This window comes from Janthinobacterium sp. FW305-128, from assembly GCF_020858135.1.
Taxonomy (GTDB): Bacteria; Pseudomonadota; Gammaproteobacteria; order Burkholderiales; family Burkholderiaceae_D; genus Janthinobacterium.
On record NZ_JACYMK010000004.1, the window covers coordinates 353,403 to 370,964 of the forward strand.

At 64.7% G+C, this 17,562-nt stretch carries 13 protein-coding genes; 9 read left to right on the forward strand and 4 right to left on the reverse strand.

Features of this window, described 5'->3' with window-relative positions:
* Window positions 1-95: 95 nt before the first annotated feature.
* On the reverse strand, window positions 96-2,966 hold the full coding sequence (locus IGS60_RS11505; protein WP_230504412.1) for an insulinase family protein: 2,871 nt from the start codon (window positions 2,964-2,966) through the stop codon (window positions 96-98).
* Window positions 2,967-3,250: 284 nt separating this feature from the next.
* Here IGS60_RS11505 and IGS60_RS11510 point away from each other — a divergent pair, with 284 nt between their 5' ends.
* From IGS60_RS11510 to IGS60_RS11530, 5 genes are all read left to right on the forward strand, one after another.
* Window positions 3,251-4,663: an ATP-binding protein gene (locus IGS60_RS11510; protein ID WP_230504414.1), complete on the forward strand. Its 1,413-nt coding sequence runs from the start codon at window positions 3,251-3,253 to the stop codon at window positions 4,661-4,663.
* Window positions 4,660-5,202 carry a hypothetical protein gene (locus tag IGS60_RS11515; protein WP_230504416.1) on the forward strand — a complete coding sequence of 181 codons (543 nt, stop codon included), beginning with the start codon at window positions 4,660-4,662 and terminating at the stop codon, window positions 5,200-5,202. The genes IGS60_RS11510 and IGS60_RS11515 overlap by 4 nt, the downstream gene beginning before the upstream one ends.
* Complete coding sequence (locus IGS60_RS11520; RefSeq protein WP_230504419.1) at window positions 5,199-6,566, forward strand: sigma 54-interacting transcriptional regulator; 1,368 nt, start codon at window positions 5,199-5,201, stop codon at window positions 6,564-6,566. Before IGS60_RS11515 ends, IGS60_RS11520 begins: the two co-directional genes overlap by 4 nt.
* Before the next feature lie 267 nt (window positions 6,567-6,833).
* Window positions 6,834-7,196: a BON domain-containing protein gene (locus IGS60_RS11525; RefSeq protein WP_034752546.1), complete on the forward strand. Its 363-nt coding sequence runs from the start codon at window positions 6,834-6,836 to the stop codon at window positions 7,194-7,196.
* A gap of 201 nt (window positions 7,197-7,397) precedes the next feature.
* On the forward strand, window positions 7,398-8,411 hold the full coding sequence (locus tag IGS60_RS11530) for a bile acid:sodium symporter family protein (RefSeq protein WP_230504421.1): 1,014 nt from the start codon (window positions 7,398-7,400) through the stop codon (window positions 8,409-8,411).
* Here the strand turns inward: IGS60_RS11530 and IGS60_RS11535 are convergent.
* Both IGS60_RS11535 and IGS60_RS11540 read right to left on the reverse strand, forming a co-directional pair.
* Window positions 8,363-9,826: a UdgX family uracil-DNA binding protein gene (locus IGS60_RS11535; RefSeq protein ID WP_230504423.1), complete on the reverse strand. Its 1,464-nt coding sequence runs from the start codon at window positions 9,824-9,826 to the stop codon at window positions 8,363-8,365. The genes IGS60_RS11530 and IGS60_RS11535 overlap by 49 nt on opposite strands.
* Window positions 9,823-11,055 carry a putative DNA modification/repair radical SAM protein gene (locus tag IGS60_RS11540; protein ID WP_230504425.1) on the reverse strand — a complete coding sequence of 411 codons (1,233 nt, stop codon included), beginning with the start codon at window positions 11,053-11,055 and terminating at the stop codon, window positions 9,823-9,825. The genes IGS60_RS11535 and IGS60_RS11540 overlap by 4 nt, the downstream gene beginning before the upstream one ends.
* A 137-nt stretch (window positions 11,056-11,192) precedes the next feature.
* Between IGS60_RS11540 and modA the strand changes: the two genes are divergently transcribed.
* Genes modA through IGS60_RS11560 form a run of 4 tightly spaced genes read left to right on the forward strand, consistent with a single transcriptional unit; the run spans window position 11,193 to window position 14,177 of the window.
* Window positions 11,193-11,963 carry a molybdate ABC transporter substrate-binding protein gene (modA, locus tag IGS60_RS11545; protein WP_230504427.1) on the forward strand — a complete coding sequence of 257 codons (771 nt, stop codon included), beginning with the start codon at window positions 11,193-11,195 and terminating at the stop codon, window positions 11,961-11,963.
* Between the two features lie 15 nt (window positions 11,964-11,978).
* Window positions 11,979-12,650 carry a molybdate ABC transporter permease subunit gene (gene modB / locus IGS60_RS11550; RefSeq protein ID WP_070312679.1) on the forward strand — a complete coding sequence of 224 codons (672 nt, stop codon included), beginning with the start codon at window positions 11,979-11,981 and terminating at the stop codon, window positions 12,648-12,650.
* A 17-nt stretch (window positions 12,651-12,667) separates the two neighbouring features.
* Entirely contained in the window at window positions 12,668-13,369 is a 702-nt protein-coding gene (locus IGS60_RS11555; protein WP_121671254.1) for an ABC transporter ATP-binding protein, read from the forward strand.
* Window positions 13,370-13,409: 40 nt separating this feature from the next.
* The gene (locus IGS60_RS11560) at window positions 13,410-14,177 is read left to right on the forward strand and encodes a TOBE domain-containing protein (protein WP_230504514.1); all 768 of its coding nucleotides are present in this window, start codon (window positions 13,410-13,412) and stop codon (window positions 14,175-14,177) included.
* A gap of 78 nt (window positions 14,178-14,255) precedes the next feature.
* On the opposite strand, the gene IGS60_RS11565 is transcribed toward IGS60_RS11560, so the two are convergent.
* Entirely contained in the window at window positions 14,256-17,330 is a 3,075-nt protein-coding gene (locus IGS60_RS11565; protein WP_230504430.1) for a response regulator, read from the reverse strand.
* Window positions 17,331-17,562 lie beyond the last annotated feature (232 nt).

Consider the following 17,562-nt stretch of genomic DNA (forward strand, 5'->3'; position numbering starts at 1 on the left):
GCCGCCGCTAATCCGACCTACGCTACGGCTCAGGCAGATCGGGTAGGTCGGATTAGCGCGGCAAAGCCGCGCGTAATCCGACGTCTCCGGCCAGCTTAGGAAGCCAGCGCCAGCAAATCGACCACGTCCAGGCCGGCCAGGTCTTGCGTCGTATTGCCCGCAAACGCGGCGCGGCTTTGCTGGCCGTTTTTCAGCCAGGTGCGCGTGACGTCCTTGATCTGCGCCAGGGTGCAATTGAGCACGCCGGTACGGAACTGCTGGCGCACGGCTTCCGTCGTGCCCCGCTGCTGCATGTTCCACGCCGTCAGCGCTTCCGCGTACGGCGAGTGCGGCTTGTCGAGGCCCTTGATGACGCAGATGATCGCTTCTTCCACCTGCTCTTGCGAGAAATCGCCGTCGAGGATCTGGTCGAGCGTCGTGCCGAAGTCGGCGAACGTGCCGGCCAGGCGCGGATCGCGGTAGGAGCTCAGCGTGAACGTGCCGGCGCCGGCCGCGTAGCTGGCGCTGCCGCCATACGCGCCGCCTTTTTCGCGCAGGGCCGTATGCAGCACCTGGTTGGTCATCAGCTCGGCGGCCACGGCCAGGGCCGCAGCGTCCGGATTGTGTACGCCTGGCACGGCCCAGGAAACGAAGCAATGGTTGATCTGGCTCGTCGCATGCAGGGCCGTGTTGGCCAGTGGCAAGGCAGCCGGAGCGGCGGCAACGGCTGGCGCGGCCGCATCTTTGCTGGCCGCTGGCAACTCGAGCAGACGTGCCAGGGTGATGCCATCCTGCTCCAGGCCCGCGCACAGCACGGTCGGCGGCTGGGCGATGATGTGCGCATGCAGGGTGTCGAGTTCGCGCGCGATTTCCTGCAAGCCTGCCGACGTCTTGCTCAACTGCTGCAAACGGCGGTAGAACGGCAAAGCTGCCGGGCCGCCGACGATGTCGTCGAAGCGGCGCGTTGGCGACAGCGGGGCCGCCGACGCCAGCATGGCGTAGCGGTTGCCCGATTCGGCCAGGCTGGAGAGTTTGTCCTGCACCAGGCTTTCGATCAGGAAGGCCAGGCGCTCTTCTTCATCGAAGCGTGGCTTGGCGATCCAGGCCGACAGCACGGCGGCGATGGCCGCGTGTTCTTCGCGCAAGCCGCTGGCCGAGAACGACAATTCCACGCGCATCGCTTGCTGCGGGCGCGGGATGGCTTCCAGGCCGATGTGGAACGACGGCACCATGCTCTGGCGCCAGGCGCTGGCGTCATCGAACGACATGTCGCCCACGCCCAGTTCCGGCGCCAGGTCCGTGTACAGGCGCAGCCAGGGCCACGACGCTTCCGGCAAGCCCGATACGTCGTACAGCACATTGGCATAGCTGATGCCGTTCGAGGCAATGCTGAACGCCACGGCGCCATCGACGGCCGGTGGAATCGGCAGGGCCGGGCGCGGCGCGGCGCTGACGTCGCCCGGGCGGATGCGCGGCAGCACTTCCGAATTCGACGGCAGTTGCTGATGCGCTTCCAGCGCGGCGGACTCGGCCACGATGTGTTCGCGCTCGGCATCCGTCAGCTTTGCCTGCAGGGCCGCCAGTTTGGCGTCTTCCTGCGCGGCGCGGTCCGTAAAATAGGCGCTGTCGGGCACCACGTGCGTCGTCAAACGGGTCGGGTTGGCGATCAGCTCGCGTACCAGCTGCTTGAAGAAGGCCGGGTCGTCGATCTGCTGTTCCAGGGTTTCCAGGATGGCCGCATTGTCGAAGGCATCCATCACGTTGCCGTCGTACATGGCCAGCGGCAAGGCGTGCAGCAAACGGCCCAGGCCGTAAGGCATGCGGCCGCTGCTGATTTCGCGCTGGCTGTATTTGATGTCGCGCAAGGCCGCGTGCAGCACGGCGGCGGGTATGCCCTCTTCCGCCGTTTCTTCCAAGGCCGTCCAGATGCGCTGGTGCGCATCGGCGATCTGTTCCTGCGTCAAACCTTCCATGCCGATGTGGAACACCATCTGGCGGATGCCCGCGTCGCGGCCATTCATGTCCGATGGGCGGCCATAGCCGGCCGATTCCATGGCGCGCATGACGGGCGCCGACGATTCGCCCAGCAAGCCGTGCGACAGCAAATGCGCGTGGTAGTAGGCGATGGGGTCGCTCGATTCGCCCATCAGCCAGGCAAATTGCAGGCCGAATTCATCGTCGCGCGCTTCCTGCGACGGAATCTTGACGATGTTTTCCTGCGGTGCCGTCCACGCGGGCGCCAGCTGCGGCAGGCGGCGCGGGCTAAAGCCGCTGAGCTTGGACAGCACGCGCTCGGCGACCTGCTCCTGCACGGCCGACGCTTCGATATTGCCGGAGGTCATGATCACGGCTTGCGAAGGATGGTAGTGACTGGCGTGGAATTCTTTCAGCATGGCATGCGTCAGCTCGGGGATATTCAGCGGATCGCCGCCCGATTCCACTTCATACGTCGTGCCCTTGAGCAAGGCGCTGGCGATGCCGCTGTCGAGTGCGCGCATGGGGCTGTTGAAGGCGCCCTTCATTTCATTGAAGACGATGCCCTGGTACACGAGCTTGTCGCCTTCGAAGGCATGGCGCCAGCCTTCCTGGCGGAAATTCAGGTAATCGAGATTCGGGAAGAAGGCCGCATCGAGGTACACGTCGAGCAGGTTGAAGAAATCCTTGCGGTCGGTGCTGGCGAACGGATACACGGTGCGGTCCGGATAGGTCATCGCATTCATGAAGGTGGCCGTCGAGCGGCGCAGCATCGAGAAGAACGGGTCGCGCACCGGGTAGCGCGACGAACCGCACAGGGCCAGGTGTTCGAGGATGTGGGCGCGTCCGTCGCTCACTTCCGGCACAGTGGGAAAGGCCACCAGGAACACCATCTCAGCCTGCTCGGTATGCATGTGGATATGGCGCATGCCCGTTGCTGGCTCGACATATTGCTCGATGGTTGCCTGCAAGACTGGAATGAAGTTGCTGCTGACTTTTTCAAATGTGCTCATGCGGTATGGGATCTCTTCGGTAGGTGATTCGGAGTGTCGGTGGGGCTGCATCACATGTGGGGGCAAAGTGGCGCAATGCCAGGGCCGTGGGCTACTTTGATGCCTGCGTGAAGTTTTTCCCTATTGTACTAGGAGTATTCGTGCGCCGCCGCCGGGCCTTGCTTGTTCGCCGGAAAAGCAACAATGTTGCAAAATAAACTATTTTTGGACAGGTGGCGCCCCGGGATGGGGGCTTAGCGTACCATGCGCCTTTTGCACTCCAGACTGAACCGAAGGCGCCTACCTTGTCCCGACTTTCCTTTCGCCAACTGTTATTTGCCGCCTTCATTTTGACGACGGGTATCTTGACGGCTACTTCCGTGCAAGCCCTGCTGACCCTGGAGCACCTGGCCCGGCTGGGGCGCGAGACGGCGGCGCAGGCGATCGCCCTGACGGAACAGTCGCAGCGCCTGTCCGAGCGCACCCTGGCCATGGAGCGCAGCGCGCGCCAGTTCCTCGTGCTGGACGACCCCGTGTTCCGCGAGCGCTACGCGGCGGCCCGCGAGGAAGCGACGGCGGCACTGCAAGTGCTGAACCGCGCCACGCCCGAGTTCGCTCCTCAGCTGGCCGACGAATGGACGGCGCAGGCGCAATCGGCGTGGGAAGTCTTGCAAGCTGGAAAACGCCGCAAGCGCGATGGCCACGCCGTCGTGTACCGCGCGTTTGCCCGCATGGCGCAGATCAATGACAGCCTGGCGCGCGAAAGCAAGACGGAAATCGGCAGCCGCAATGACGCCCTGCTGGCCGAGCTGGAGCGCCAGCGCCGCCTGCTGGGCCTGCTGGTGGGCGGCGCCGTGCTGCTGGCGGCCGTGCTGGCCACCTGCTTCGGTTTTTTACTCTCGCGCCCGCTGCGCCGCATCGAGACGGCCATCGAGCGCCTGGGCGAGAAGCGCTACGACCAGCCCATCGTCGTCGGCGGCCCGGCCGACACGCGCCGCCTGGGCCAGCAGCTGGACTGGCTGCGCCAGCGCCTGGCGGACCTCGATGCCGACAAGGAACGTTTTTTGCGCCACATCTCGCATGAGCTGAAAACTCCGCTGGCGGCCCTGCGCGAAGGCGTGGCCTTGCTGGAAGACGAGGTGGCCGGCAAGCTCAGCGACAGCCAGCGCGAAATCGCCGGCATCCTGCAGCAAAACACGGCCTCGCTGCAAACCCAGATCGAAGACTTGCTGCGCTACAATACCGCCGCTTTTGACGCCCAGCATCTGGCGCACAGCAAGGTCGACTTGCTGGTCTTGCTGCAAGATGTGGTGGCCGCGCAGCGCCTGCAATGGCTGGCGCGCCGTTTGACGGTCGAGGTGCAGGGCGAATCCCTGATCGTGCAGGCCGACCGCGACAAGCTGGCCACCGCCCTGGCGAACCTGCTGTCGAATGCCGTGCGCTTCAGCCCGGAAGGCGGCACTGTACGCTTCAGCTTGTCTTGCGAAGGCGGCCGTGTGCGCATCGATTGCATCGACGAGGGCGCCGGCGTGGCGCCCGAGGATGCCGCGCGCATTTTTGAACCGTTTTACCAGGGAGTGCGCCAGGCGGCCGGCGCGCGCAACGGCAATGGCATCGGCCTGTCCATCGTGCGCGAATATATCGCCGCCCACGATGGCAGCGTCACTCTTTTACCGCGCCAGGCTGGCGCGCATTTTCGGATAGAACTGCCCTTATGATGACGAGAACTTCCCTGGCCGGCATGGCCGCCTGTGCGCTGCTGTTGGGCGCTTGCGCCGCCAAGCCCCCCACCCAGACGCCCGTGCTGGTGCAGACGCCGCCGCGCGTGGTGGTCGTGGCCGACCCCCAGCTGGCCGAACTGCTCGCGTATCAGAGTGCCTTGCGCCTGATGACGCCGTCGGAACTGGCGAAAGCGCAGCTGGACCTGGCGAAAGCCGATCATGCGCCGCACAACACGCTACGCCGCGCCATGCTGCAGGCGACCGTGCGCGGCCCCGGCGATCTGGCCCGCGCGCAAGCGTTGCTGGAACCGCTGGCCACGGCCACGGGCAAGGATGCGCAGCTGCTGGCGCCGCTGGCGCAATTGCTCGGCAGCCAGTACGCGGAACTGCGCCGCCAGGAAGAGATTATCGACAAGCTCAACACGCAGTTGCGCGACGCGCAGCGCCGCATCGACTTGCTCAATGAAAAACTCGAGGCACTGAAAAACATCGAGCGCAGCCTGTCCGTGCGCCCTGCCGCGGGAGCGGCGAAATGAGCGAGCACGCCCACATTTTATTGGTCGACGACGACCCCGACCTGTTGCGTTTGCTGACCATCCGCTTGAAGGCGGGCAACTACCGCGTGACGGCCGTGGGCAGCGCGGAAGCGGCGCTGGCGCGCCTGGCCGTGGAATTGCCGGCCCTGGTCATTACCGACGTGCAATTGCCGGGCCGCGACGGCCTGGCCCTGTTCGATGAGATCCGCCGCCAGCACGCGGCCCTGCCCGTCATTTTGCTGACCGCGCACGGCACCATTCCCGACGCCGTCGACGCGACGGCGCGCGGCGCGTTTGCGTATCTGACGAAGCCGTTCGACGGCAAGCTCTTGATGGAAAAGGTGGCGTACGCCATCAACTTGTCCACCGTCATGCCGGCGCCCGCGTCCGGCGACGAAAGCTGGCGTGCCGAACTGATCAGCCGCAGTGCGCAGATGGCCGAGCTGCTGGCCGAAGCCAAGCTGGTAGCGGGGTCCGACGCCAGCATCCTGATCCGCGGCCCCAGCGGCACGGGGAAGGAATTGCTGGCGCGCGCGCTGCACAACGCCAGCCGCCGCGCCAAGGCGCCGTTCATCGCCGTCAACTGCGGCGCGATTCCCGAACAACTGCTGGAATCGGAACTGTTCGGCCACGTGAAAGGCTCGTTTACGGGCGCCGTGGGCAACCGCGAAGGTTTATTTCAGGCGGCCGATGGGGGCACCCTGTTTCTGGACGAGATCGGCGACATGCCGCTGCCGCTGCAAGTCAAATTGCTGCGCGTACTGCAGGAGCGGGCCGTGCGGCCCGTGGGCGCCGACCAGACGCGGCCCGTCGACGTGCGCTTATTGTCCGCCACGCACCGCGACCTCGATGTGGCCATGGTGGAAGGGCAATTCCGCGAAGACCTGTATTACCGCCTCAACGTGGTGACCTTGACCTTGCCGCCGCTGGCCGAGCGCCGCGAAGACATCGCCTTGCTGGCAAACCATTTTCTGCAGAAACTGGCCGCCAAGTACCAAAAAACCCTGAACGGCTTCGCGCCCGACGCCTTGACGGCGCTGGTGGCGGCGCCATGGCCCGGCAACGTGCGCCAGCTGGTCAATGTCGTCGAGCAAGTATGCGCGCTGGCCACGGCGCCGCTGGTGCCCTTGTCGCTGGTGCAACGGGCCTTGCGCGTGCCGTCGCTGGAAGCGCTCAGCTATAACGAAGCCAAGCAGCGCTTCGAGCGCGACTACCTGATCCAGCTGCTGCGCCTGACGGACGGCAACGTGGCCGACGCTGCCCGCCTGGCTGACCGCAACCGTACGGAGTTCTACCGTTTACTGCAGAAATACGAGCTGACGCCGGCCCTGTTCCGGGCCGACGGCGACCCTGTCGCTGATTAGCGACAAAAATAAAGCGTTAAAAATCAGCGGCTTAGCCTGAAACATTGATATTGTTGCCACATTCTGTCGCTGACAGGCGACAAAAAGCCCCGTTTTTCGGGCCAGATCCGGCGGAAACAGCCTGGAAAAATCGAGTTTGCATGTAAGTCGTTGATTTTGAATGAAATTTAAAAGCTGGCACGGTGCTTGCTGTATGGGTAGATGTGACGCTTCAAAGTGTTGCTTTATCCAAGTAAGAAGCTTTTAACTTCATTGAGAGGAACTACCATGCAAACATCGAAACTGTTCAATACCCTGGTCGCCGCTATCGTACTGTCGGGCGCCTCGATCACCGCTTCGCATGCAGCTGACTCCGCCCCAAAAGCACAAGCTCCTGCTGACACCGTCGTGGCCGCCAACGCCGCCGCTGCCGTCCCTGATGAAACCATCACTTCCTCGGCCAAGGCCGCCCTGAGCGCCGATGCGCAAGCCGCTGCCCTGCCAGTCAAGGTAGCAACCCAGCAAGGTGTGGTCGTCCTGTCGGGCGACGTGCCGAGCGCCGAAGCGGGTGACCGCGTCGTGCAGATCGTCGCTTCCGTGAGCGGCGTGAAAGAAATCAAGAACGAGCTGAAAGTCAAAGCCGCCGGTTAATCCCTCGCGCTGTACTTTACTCCGGGTTGCCCTGTCTGCGGACAGGGCATTTTTTTTGTGCCATTGTGTCCACAAGCCACGCTTGCTTCCAGGCAGGTAGTCCGGCGATAGGGTTAGAATAGCCAGCACTGGCGCCGATTCCGGCGCTTTTTGTCATCCATGGCGCAGTGTTGCAAGGCTGGGCCGCTACCAGGCTACCGCATGTCTTCTTTTTCTTCCGCCGCCCTGCTGCGCAATCTGAAACCCGACAACTTCACCATCGCCCTGCTCGTCACCGTGGCGCTGGCCAGCTTCCTGCCCTGCACGGGCCAGACGGCCGTGGTCTTCGGCAATATCACCACTGTTGCCATCGGCGCCCTGTTCTTCCTGCATGGCGCCAAGCTCTCGCGCGAAGCCGTGGTGGCCGGCGTCATGCACTGGCGCCTGCATTTGCTGGTGCTGGCCAGCACGTTTATTTTGTTCCCCCTGCTGGGCCTGGCCCTGCGGCCGCTGGCGCTGACCTTCCTCACGCCCGAGCTGTACGTGGGCATCCTGTTCCTGTGCGCCTTGCCGTCGACCGTGCAATCGTCGATCGCGCTGACGGCCATGGCGCGCGGCAATGTGCCAGCCGCCATCTGCAGCGCTTCGGCCTCGAATTTCATCGGCATCTTCCTTGCTCCCATCCTCGTGGGTTTGCTGGTGGCGAAAGGCGCGGAAAGCAAGTCGTCGGTCGACGCGGTAGTGTCGATTGTCATGCAATTGCTGCTGCCCTTCCTGGCCGGCCAGTTCCTGCGCCGCTGGATAGGCCGCTGGGTCGACCGCCACAAGGCCATGCTGAAATTCGTCGACCAGGGTTCCATTTTGCTGGTGGTCTACACGGCCTTCAGCGAAGCCGTCAGCGAAGGCCTGTGGCACACGATCTCGGTGGAAACCCTGGTCGCCCTGGGCGTGTTCAGCATCGTGCTGCTGGCCCTGGTCCTGGGCCTGATGACGTTCATCAGCCGCCGCCTGGGTTTTAACAAGGAAGATGAGATCGCCATCGTCTTTTGCGGCTCGAAGAAAAGCCTGGCCAGCGGCGTACCGATGGCCAAGGTCTTGTTCGCCACGCACTCGCTGGGCATGGTGATTTTGCCGCTGATGCTGTTCCACCAGATTCAATTGATGATCTGCGCCGTGATTGCGCAGCGCTATGCGCGGCGCGATGAGGCGCAGGAAGTGCCGGCGGCGACGCCGTGATGCGGCTCCTGCAGTAGCCGCAGCGCCTGCCGCAAGCCATCGACAATCACCGCGTAGGCCTGGCGCCGGCTCTCTTCGTCCCGTGCGCGCAGCACATATGACGGGTGATACACGGTCACCACCCAGCGCTCCGCATGCTGGATGGGCGTGCCGATCAGCGGCGTCATGCTGGCCGCGCCATCTTGCAGCACGGATTTCAATGCCGTGCTGCCCAGCGCCACGATCACCTGTGGTTTGCCACGTTCAATCTCTTCTTCCAGCCAGCCATGACAGGCGAGGATTTCGCGCTGCGCAGGCGTCTTGTGCAGGCGGCGCTTGCCGCGCGGTTCCCACTTGAAATGCTTGACGGCATTGGTCAGATAGATGCTGTCGCGCGCCAGGCCCGCTTCCCGCATGGCCTGGTCCAGCAGCGCACCGGCCGGGCCGACGAACGGCAGTCCGGCCAGGTCTTCCTGGTCGCCCGGTTGTTCACCGACGAGCATGATGCGGGCGGTGTGCGGGCCTGTTCCGGGCACCGCTTGCGTGGCGTGCTGCCACAGCGCGCAGCGTCGGCACTGGTCCAGGGTAGTCGCTACCTCGCGCATCGGCTGGGCCCGCTCTGCGCTGATCGGGATCATGGCGGCGCCCTGCCGCTGTCCCACGCTGGCCGTCTGGCCCGTGCGCCGCTCGCCGTTGGCCGCGCCGCTCAGCATGGCGGGCACGATGGCGCCTTCGGGTAAATTTTTCCAGAAACGCGAGGGAATATGGCTGTGCAGCAAGTCGGCATTCACGCGCGCGGGGTTGAAGATGCTGCGGTAGTACGTCAGCCACAGCGCTTCGCCTGCATCGTCGATGTCTGCCGCGCCACGCAGCAGGGCCGGTCCCGCGTGCAAGGTGGCGCCATCCCACAGCATGCTGGCGCCGGGCGTGGCGATCATCCAGCTGGCCTTTCCCATGCGGCGCGCGAAGTGGCGCGCCACCTGCGGCAGCACCGCGTGCGTGGGCTCGAACCAGGCGACAAAACGGGGCGCGCCGTCACTTTCGGGCCGCTCGCGGAAGCGCACGTAGGCATGCATGTCGTGCTCCTCGCGGTGCACGGCCTTGACCATGGCGTGCAGGCGCGCGCCGTCCGCGTCGGCCGGGGACACCACGTCGTGCTGGCCCTGCTGCCAGCGCCACAGCACCTGGTACAGGAAGGCCCAGCGGTCATGCACGTTGAAACAGGCGGCGCTCTCCAGCAGTTCCACCAACTGGCGGGGCAGGCGCAGCGGTGGCGCGCCGGTATCCGTGGCCTCTGGCGTGGAGGAAAACAGGTCGCCGTCGCCGGGCTGCGATTGCCAGGCCACGTCGGCAGGCGGCACGCCGCGCGCGATCAGTTCGCGCGCGGCCGCGCGCCACGCGTCGAACGATTGCGCCAGCCGCACGAACGTACTCATGCTGCCTGCAGCTCCGGCCATAAGTTCAATTGCTGCGGTGCGTCCGCCATGGCGCGGCGCAAGTGTTCGGAGGCGGTGGTGTCGCGTGCGGGAAAGTAGTCGGCCGTGATGATGAAGGGGGCAATCTTTTTCATGCTGCAGCGCAGGCGCGACAGGTCGGCATAGCGCACTTGCCGCAAACGGCGCAGGTCGACGATGCGCTGCGCGTTACGCAGGCCGATGCCGGGCACGCGCGCGATCATGTGCTGCGCCGCGCGGTTCAAGTCCAGCGGAAAATGTTCGCGGTGCGCCAGCGCCCACGCCAGTTTCGGATCGATGTCGAGCGCCAGGTTGCCGCCGCTGGCGGGCAGCAGTTCGCTGGCCTGGAAACCATAGCTGCGCAGCAAGAAATCGGCCTGGTACAGCCGGTGTTCGCGCAGCATCGGCGGCGGCGCCAGCGGCACGCTTTTCGGGCTGTCGGGGATGGGGCTGAAGGCCGAGTAGTACACGCGCTTGAGTTTATAGCTGCCGTACAGGGTCTCGGCCGTGGCGAGGATCTGCTGGTCGTCGCTGGCGTCGGCGCCGACGATCATCTGCGTGCTTTGCCCGGCCGGCGCGAAGCGCGGCGAGCGCGGTTCTTCGGCCTTTTCATCGAGCTTGCGGCGGATGGCGCCCATGGCCAGCTTGATCGTGTGCACGCTCTTTTCCGGCGCCAGCTTCTGCACGCTGTCCTGGGTCGGCAATTCGATGTTGACGCTGAGCCGGTCGGCATAGCGGCCCGCCTGCGCGACCAGGGCCGGATCGGCGTCGGGGATGGTTTTCAGGTGGATGTAGCCGCGGAACTGGTGCACCTCGCGCAACTCGCGCGCCACCTGCACCAGTTGCTCCATCGTGTAGTCGGCCGACTGGATGATGCCGGAACTGAGGAACAGGCCGTCGATGTAGTTGCGCAGGTAAAAGTCGCTGGTCAATTTCACCACTTCGGCCACCGTGAAGCGCGCGCGCGGCACGTTCGAGGTACGGCGGTTGACGCAGTACTGGCAATCGTACAGGCAGTAATTGGTCAGCAGTACCTTCAGCAGCGAGACGCAGCGCCCGTCCGGCGTGTAGCTGTGGCAAATGCCCATGCCCGAGGCGGCGCCAAAGCCGTCCTTGCCGATGGAATCGCGCTTCGGCGCACCGCTGCTGGCGCAGGACGCATCGTACTTGGCCGCGTCGGCCAGGATTTCCAGCTTGTCCGTCAATTCCATGGTGCACCTCGATATACTGTGTTTATATACAGTATATCAGGGAATCGGCCTGGTACCGGCTTGATCTGTGCAATGGCAGAACGCTATATATCGGTGTATATTACGGACCTGGTTCTTTTCTCATTCAGGATACGCTCATGTGCCTCACCTTGCGCCTCACCTCCCTCGCCCGCCTGCTTGGCGTCACCCTGCTCGCCACTGCCGCTACCTCCGCCCTTGCCGGCGAAGTGGTCGTGTCGGCCGCGGCCAGCCTGACGAACGCGTTCAAGGATGCGGCGCAAAGCTACGAGGCGCAGTATCCGGGCAGCAAGGTGTCCCTGAACTTTGCCGCCTCGGGCGTGCTGCTGCAGCAGATCGTCAAGGGCGCGCCCGTCGACGTGTTTGCCTCTGCCGACCAGGAAACCATGGATGCGGCGCAAAAGCAGGGCCTGGTATTGCCGGTCGACCGCATGGACTTCGTCGGCAACAGCCTGGTGCTGATCGTGCCGCACGATAGCAAGCTGGGCATCAAAGCTTTGGCCGACCTGACGCACAAGGGCGTGACCCGCGTGGCCATCGCCAACCCGGCCAGCGTGCCCGTCGGCCGCTATTCGGAAGGCGCGCTGAAGAAGGCGAAGCTGTGGGAAGCCGTGCAGCCGAAAGCCATCGGCACGCAAAACGTGCGCCAGTCGCTCGACTATGTGGCGCGCGGCGAAGTCGATGCGGGCTTTGTCTACGCCACCGACGCGGCCATCATGAAAGACAAGGTGAACGTGGTGCTGGACGTGCCGCTCGACGCGCCCGTGCTGTACCCGATCGCCACCATCAAGGGCAGCGGCAATGCCGCCGAAGCGAAGCGCTTCGTCAGCTACCTGCAAACGGCGCCGGCGCAAGCCATCCTGGCCAAGTACGGCTTCAAGAAACCCTAACGCCACCGCGCCCGCATGGATATCGCCTGGACCGCGCTGGCCCTGTCGCTGAAAGTTGCGGCCTGGGCCACGGCGCTCAATTTGCTGTTCGGCATCGGTACGGGCTATCTGCTGGCGCGCACGCGTTTTCCCGGGCGCGAGCTGCTCGACGCCCTGTTGACCTTGCCAATGGTGATGCCGCCCACCGTGCTCGGCTATTACCTGCTGGTGCTGCTGGGTCGGCGCGGCACCTTGGGCATCTGGCTGCAGGACAACTTCGGCATCAACCTGATCTTTACGTGGCAGGGCGCCGTGATCGCTTCCACGGTGGTCGCCTTTCCCCTCGTCTTCAAGCCCGCGCGCGCCGCCTTCGAAGCGGTTGACGGGCAGCTCGAGCAGGCGGCCCGCGTGCTGGGCATTTCGGAGCTGGCGATTTTCTTCCGCGTCACCTTGCCGCTGGCCTGGCGCGGCATCCTGGCCGGCGTGCTGCTGGGCTTTGTGCGCGCGCTGGGCGAATTCGGCGCCACCCTGATGGTGGCCGGCAGCATTCCCGGCAAGACGCAGACTTTATCCGTCGCCGTGTATGAAGCCGTGCAGGCGGGCCAGGATGACGTGGCCAATACGCTGGTCGTGATTATCTCGCTAGTCTGCATCGTGGTGCTGCTGTCGGCTGGCCGCCTGGCGCCCGGGCGCGTCGCGCACAAATGAGGCCTATGATGACGTCCATGCAACTCGACCTTGACATTCGCGCTACCTTGCGCTCCGGCAAACGCCGTTTCGACCTGCACGTGCAATGCACCTCAGGCAGCCAGCGCATCGCCATGTATGGCCCGTCCGGCGCCGGCAAGAGCATGACCCTCAAAGCCATTGCCGGACTGTTTACACCGGACGCGGGCCATATCCGCCTGAACGGGCGTACCCTGTTCGATTCGGCCGCCGGCATCAACTTGCCGCCGCAGCAGCGCAATGTCGCCTACCTGTTCCAGGACTACGCGCTGTTCCCGCACCTGACGGTGCGCCAGAACGTGGGCTTCGGCCTGGCGCGCGGCTGGTTCAATCCGCGTGCGCGCGAAAAATTGCAGAGGGTCGAGCATTGGCTCGATGCATTCCACTTGCAGGAACTGGCGCACCAGTTTCCCGACGAGTTGTCCGGAGGCCAGCGCCAAAGGGTGGCGCTGGCGAGGGCGCTCGTGGCGGAACCGGCCGCGTTGCTGCTCGACGAGCCGTTCGCCGCCCTCGATCCGGCCCTGCGTGTCAAAATGCGCCTGGAACTGAGCCAGTGGCAGCAGCGCCTGGACGTGCCCATGATCCTGATCACCCATGATCCGGAAGATGCGCGCATCCTGGGCGAGCATGTGCTGTACTTGCGCGACGGACAGATCGATAACAGGGAAGAACACATGGCATTGGGTGAACGCATTGGATAAATCAGCGGCAGCGGAAATCGGCCTGCAAGGCTCGGTATGGATGACGGTGGGCGGCGAGCACCTGGGCGGCGCCGGCAGGGTGGAATTGCTGGGCGCCATCGCCGAGTGCGGCTCCATCACGCAGGCGGCCAAGCTGGTGAAGATGAGCTACAAGGCGGCCTGGGACGCGATCGACGCGATGAACAACCTGGCCGGCGAGCCGCTGGTCGAACGCCTGACGGGCGGCAAGGGCGGCGGCGGCACGCGGCTGACGCAACGGGGACGCCAGCTGGTCGACAATTTCCGCATCATCGAGCGCGAGCATGCGCGCTACCTGCGCCAGCTGGGCAGCCAGGCCGAAGGCATCGCCGACGATCTTTTACTCATACGGAGAATGGCCATGAAAACCACGGCACGCAACCAATTCCTGGGCAAGGTGGCCGAACTGAAACAGGGCGCCGTCAACGACGAAGTCACGCTGGAATTGCCCGGTGGCCAGCACATCGTGGCCATCGTCACGCAAGGCAGCAGCGCAAGTCTGGGCCTGGTGCCGGGCGCGGAAGCGTTTGCGCTGATCAAGGCATCGTCGATCATCCTCGTGGCCGACAGCGCAGGCGCGCGCTTTTCCGCACGCAACCAGCTGGCCGGGCAGGTGACGCGGGTGCAGACGGGCGCCGTCAACACGGAAGTGGTGCTGGACCTGCCGCGCGGCGGCACCATCGCCGCCATCATCACCAACCAGAGCAGCACCGAGCTGGGCATCGAGATCGGCAGCAAGGTGACGGCGATTTTCAAGGCGTCCAGCGTAATTCTGGGCGTGCCAGCGTAAATGGGGTAGGTCGGATTAGCGCGCAAGCGCGTAATCCGACAAGGTTCTGGGGTCTGACCCCAGTTTTACGTTGCAGGCTTAATCCTTCAGCCTGGACAACCAATCGGCCGCCGCCGCCAGCGCCTGCTCCAGTTCCTGCGCCGTCTGCGCCAGCAGCGCCGGCACCTCGTCGAGGCGGCCCGCATCGATGGCTTCCTCGGTGGCGAACGCGGTGCGGATCAGGCGTTTCGTGCCCAGGGTGCCGACGGAGCCGCGCACGCTGTGCAGGATGCGCGCCACGTCGCTGTGGCGGCCTGCCTGCAATGCTGTTTCGGCATCGCGCATGGGCGTCATGCCCTTGTTCAGCGCGTCTTCCACCATGCGCCGCAGCACGCCGCGCCCTTTCGCGTCGCGCCCCATCACGCGCATCAGCGGCGCCATGGAAAACACTTCCTCATCGGCGACGGGCGCCGGCCCCGCCGTCTGCACTGGCGGGCGCTTGGGCAGGTGGCGCAGGATCACTTCCATCATCTCTTCCACCACCACGGGCTTGGCGATGAAATCGCTGATGCCGGCCGTCATGCAGCGCTCGCGCTCGGACGCCAGCACGCCGGCCGTCATGGCGATCACGGGCAGGCTCAAGCGTAGTTCCGTGCGGATGATGTGGGTGGCGCTGAAGCCGTCCATGACGGGCATCTGCATGTCCATCAGCACGATGTCGTAGCGCAGCGCTTCCGTGCGCAGCCGTTCCACGGCCTGCAAGCCGTCGCCCACCACGTCGAGGGTGGCGCCCATGTGTTCGAGGATGCCGCGCGCCACGGCCTGGTTCAAATGGTTGTCTTCCACCAGCAGGAAATGCACGCCGGCCAGTTCCGTGCCCAGCGGCTGTTGCAGCATGCGCTGCTCGCCGCCGTCGTGCTTGGTAATCAGCGCCTGGTGCAGGGCGTCGAACAGGCTCGAGCCCGTGATCGGCTTCATCAGCACGACGTCGGCCTCGGCCGCGCTGGAGATTTCCTCCAGGTGGTTGCGGGCGAAGGCGTTGACCATCACCACGATGGGCTGGCGCTGGCCGCTGGCTGCCTGGCGGATGGCCTTGGCCGTGGCCAGGCCGTCCATCACGGGCATGTGCCAGTCGGCCAGCACCACGTCGTACGGCTGCTGCTGCGCCAGGCGCTCGCGGTACAGTTCGATAGCGGCAAAGCCGGAGTCCACTTCGTCGGCCAGCCAGCCCCACGCCTCGATCAGCTTGACGATCAGTTCGCGCGTGGTGCGGTTGTCGTCGGCCACCAGCAGGCGCAGCTGGCCCAGGGTCGGCGTGCGCCGCGTTTCGGCCGGCTGCGCCAGCATCTCGAACGGCACGCTGAACCAGAAGCGGCTGCCCTTGCCTTCGCTGCTGGCGACGGCGATGTCGCCGCCCATCATGTGGATCAGCTGTTTGCTGATGGCCAGGCCCAGGCCCGTGCCGCCGAAGCGCCGCGTGATGCTCTGGTCGCCCTGCGAAAACGCGGCAAACAGCTGCTGTTGCTGCAGTTCCGTCATGCCGATGCCCGTGTCGCGCACTTCGAAGCGCAGCCAGGCACGGCCGTTGTCCTTCTCGGCCAGGCTGACGGCCACCACCACTTCGCCGCTCTCGGTAAACTTGATGGCGTTGCCAGCCAGGTTGACGAGGATTTGCTGCAGGCGCTGGGCGTCGCCCATGAGGCGGCGCGGCACGTCGGGTTCGACGGCAATCGCCAGCTCCAGTTCCTTTTCGCCCGCATTCATCGTCATCGTCGTGGCCAGCGTGTTCATGACTTCGTCGAGGTCGAATTCGACGGGCGACAATTCCATGCGGCGTGCCTCGATCTTCGAATAATCGAGCACGTCGTTGAGGATGCCCAGCAGCGACTGGCCCGCCACGCGCACCATGGTCAGATACTTGCGCTGTTCCGTATCGAGCTTGGTATTGCCCAGCAAATACACCATGCCCAGCACGGCATTGAGGGGCGTGCGGATTTCATGGCTCATGTTCGCCACGAAATCGCTCTTCGCGCGGTTGGCCGCCTCGGCCCGGTCGCGCTCCTGTTCCAGCTCCGCCGCGCGCGATTCGAGCTCCTGCTGCAAGCGGTCGCGCTCGCTCATCAGGCCGTTGAACGCTTCCGTCAGCTCGCCGATCTCGTCGCGCTGCTGCACGGGCACGGGAGTGAAACGGCTGCCGCTGGTGCGCAGCGCCTGCAGGGTGTCGCGCAGGCGCACCAGCGGCGAGAGCAGGCGCACGGTGACCCAGCCCAGCACGGCTGCGGCCAGCAGCGAGGCGAGGATGCTCCACAGCACCAGCCGGTACAGCACGCCGTCGAACGGTTCGAAGGCGTCGTCGAGGGGCAGCGAGGCGGCCAGCAGCCAATTTACGGATTTCAGGCGCTTGAAGCTGTTGACGGCCGTGATGCCGCGGCTGTTGGTGCTGACCATGGTGCCTTCGCCATCGTCCTTCAGCAGCCGGGTGGTCGTCAGGTTGGCGTTCGGCAGGCGCGGCTGCAGCAAACGGCTGGTGTCGGGATGCAGCACATAGCGCGGCACGGCGCCGCGCGTGAGGACGAAGTAATAGCCGCTCTTGCCGATCTTTTCCGAGCGCAACCTCCCCAGCAGGTTATCCTTGTACAGGCGCAGCACGCCGATCACCACGCCGGCCACCTGGCCATCGGCGCCCAGCACGGGCGCGACCATCTGCACGATGGGCATGCCGCTCGATTTGCCCAGCATCGGCTCGGTGATCATGGGCTGGCGCGTGCGCAGCACGGTCTGGAAATACTCGCGCTCGGCGACGTTGATGCCGGCGCGCCCCGCCACTTCCGGCATGTCGGCCACGACGGCGCCGTGCGCGTCGAGCACCAGCACGTCGTCGAACAGCACCAGCATCGAGCGGCGCGAATAGTAGTCGCGCAGTTGGGCGGGCTGGGTGATCAGTTCCGGCGGCTGCTGCCGTGCCGTCAGGGTGACGATCTGCAGCAGCATGCCCAGCTTGTCGTCGAGCTCGGCGGCGGTGCGGCTGATCAGGGACGACTGCTGGCTCAACAGTACCTTGGTGAAATCGTCGCGCATGTGCTGCACCTGGATCATGGTGACCAGCGCGATCATGGCGATCGAGGTCAGGCTGGTGGCCAGCGCGACTTTTGCTTTGATGCCGAGAGGCTTCATGATTTCCTTTTCAGTACCGGGCGGCACAGGCGGCAGATAATGCTGTCAGGAATTTTCCTATCAATACCCCAGCTTGGCAAGCGCCGCCACGCAAATTGCCCTCTCCGCATGGGCTTTTGACGATGTTGCCATATAATTAAAGTCGGAACGTAGTTTATTCAGCGAAATTGCGGTGAAATTGGCACACGGCAACCCTGTATGCAGTAAACTTGTTGTTGCATTTTCTAAAAGG

What these genes read in the sequence shown, in the direction of transcription:
- IGS60_RS11530 (WP_230504421.1), top strand. Translation starts at nt 7,398, where the DNA reads ATGTCTTCTTTTTCTTCCGCCGCCCTGCTGCGCAATCTGAAACCCGAC.
- IGS60_RS11520 (WP_230504419.1), top strand. Translation starts at nt 5,199, where the DNA reads ATGAGCGAGCACGCCCACATTTTATTGGTCGACGACGACCCCGACCTG.
- IGS60_RS11540 (WP_230504425.1), bottom strand. Translation starts at nt 11,055, where the DNA reads ATGGAATTGACGGACAAGCTGGAAATCCTGGCCGACGCGGCCAAGTAC.
- IGS60_RS11555 (WP_121671254.1), top strand. Translation starts at nt 12,668, where the DNA reads ATGCAACTCGACCTTGACATTCGCGCTACCTTGCGCTCCGGCAAACGC.
- IGS60_RS11560 (WP_230504514.1), top strand. Translation starts at nt 13,410, where the DNA reads ATGACGGTGGGCGGCGAGCACCTGGGCGGCGCCGGCAGGGTGGAATTG.
- modB (WP_070312679.1), top strand. Translation starts at nt 11,979, where the DNA reads ATGGATATCGCCTGGACCGCGCTGGCCCTGTCGCTGAAAGTTGCGGCC.
- IGS60_RS11515 (WP_230504416.1), top strand. Translation starts at nt 4,660, where the DNA reads ATGATGACGAGAACTTCCCTGGCCGGCATGGCCGCCTGTGCGCTGCTG.
- modA (WP_230504427.1), top strand. Translation starts at nt 11,193, where the DNA reads ATGTGCCTCACCTTGCGCCTCACCTCCCTCGCCCGCCTGCTTGGCGTC.
- IGS60_RS11565 (WP_230504430.1), bottom strand. Translation starts at nt 17,330, where the DNA reads ATGAAGCCTCTCGGCATCAAAGCAAAAGTCGCGCTGGCCACCAGCCTG.
- IGS60_RS11525 (WP_034752546.1), top strand. Translation starts at nt 6,834, where the DNA reads ATGCAAACATCGAAACTGTTCAATACCCTGGTCGCCGCTATCGTACTG.
- IGS60_RS11535 (WP_230504423.1), bottom strand. Translation starts at nt 9,826, where the DNA reads ATGAGTACGTTCGTGCGGCTGGCGCAATCGTTCGACGCGTGGCGCGCG.
- IGS60_RS11505 (WP_230504412.1), bottom strand. Translation starts at nt 2,966, where the DNA reads ATGAGCACATTTGAAAAAGTCAGCAGCAACTTCATTCCAGTCTTGCAG.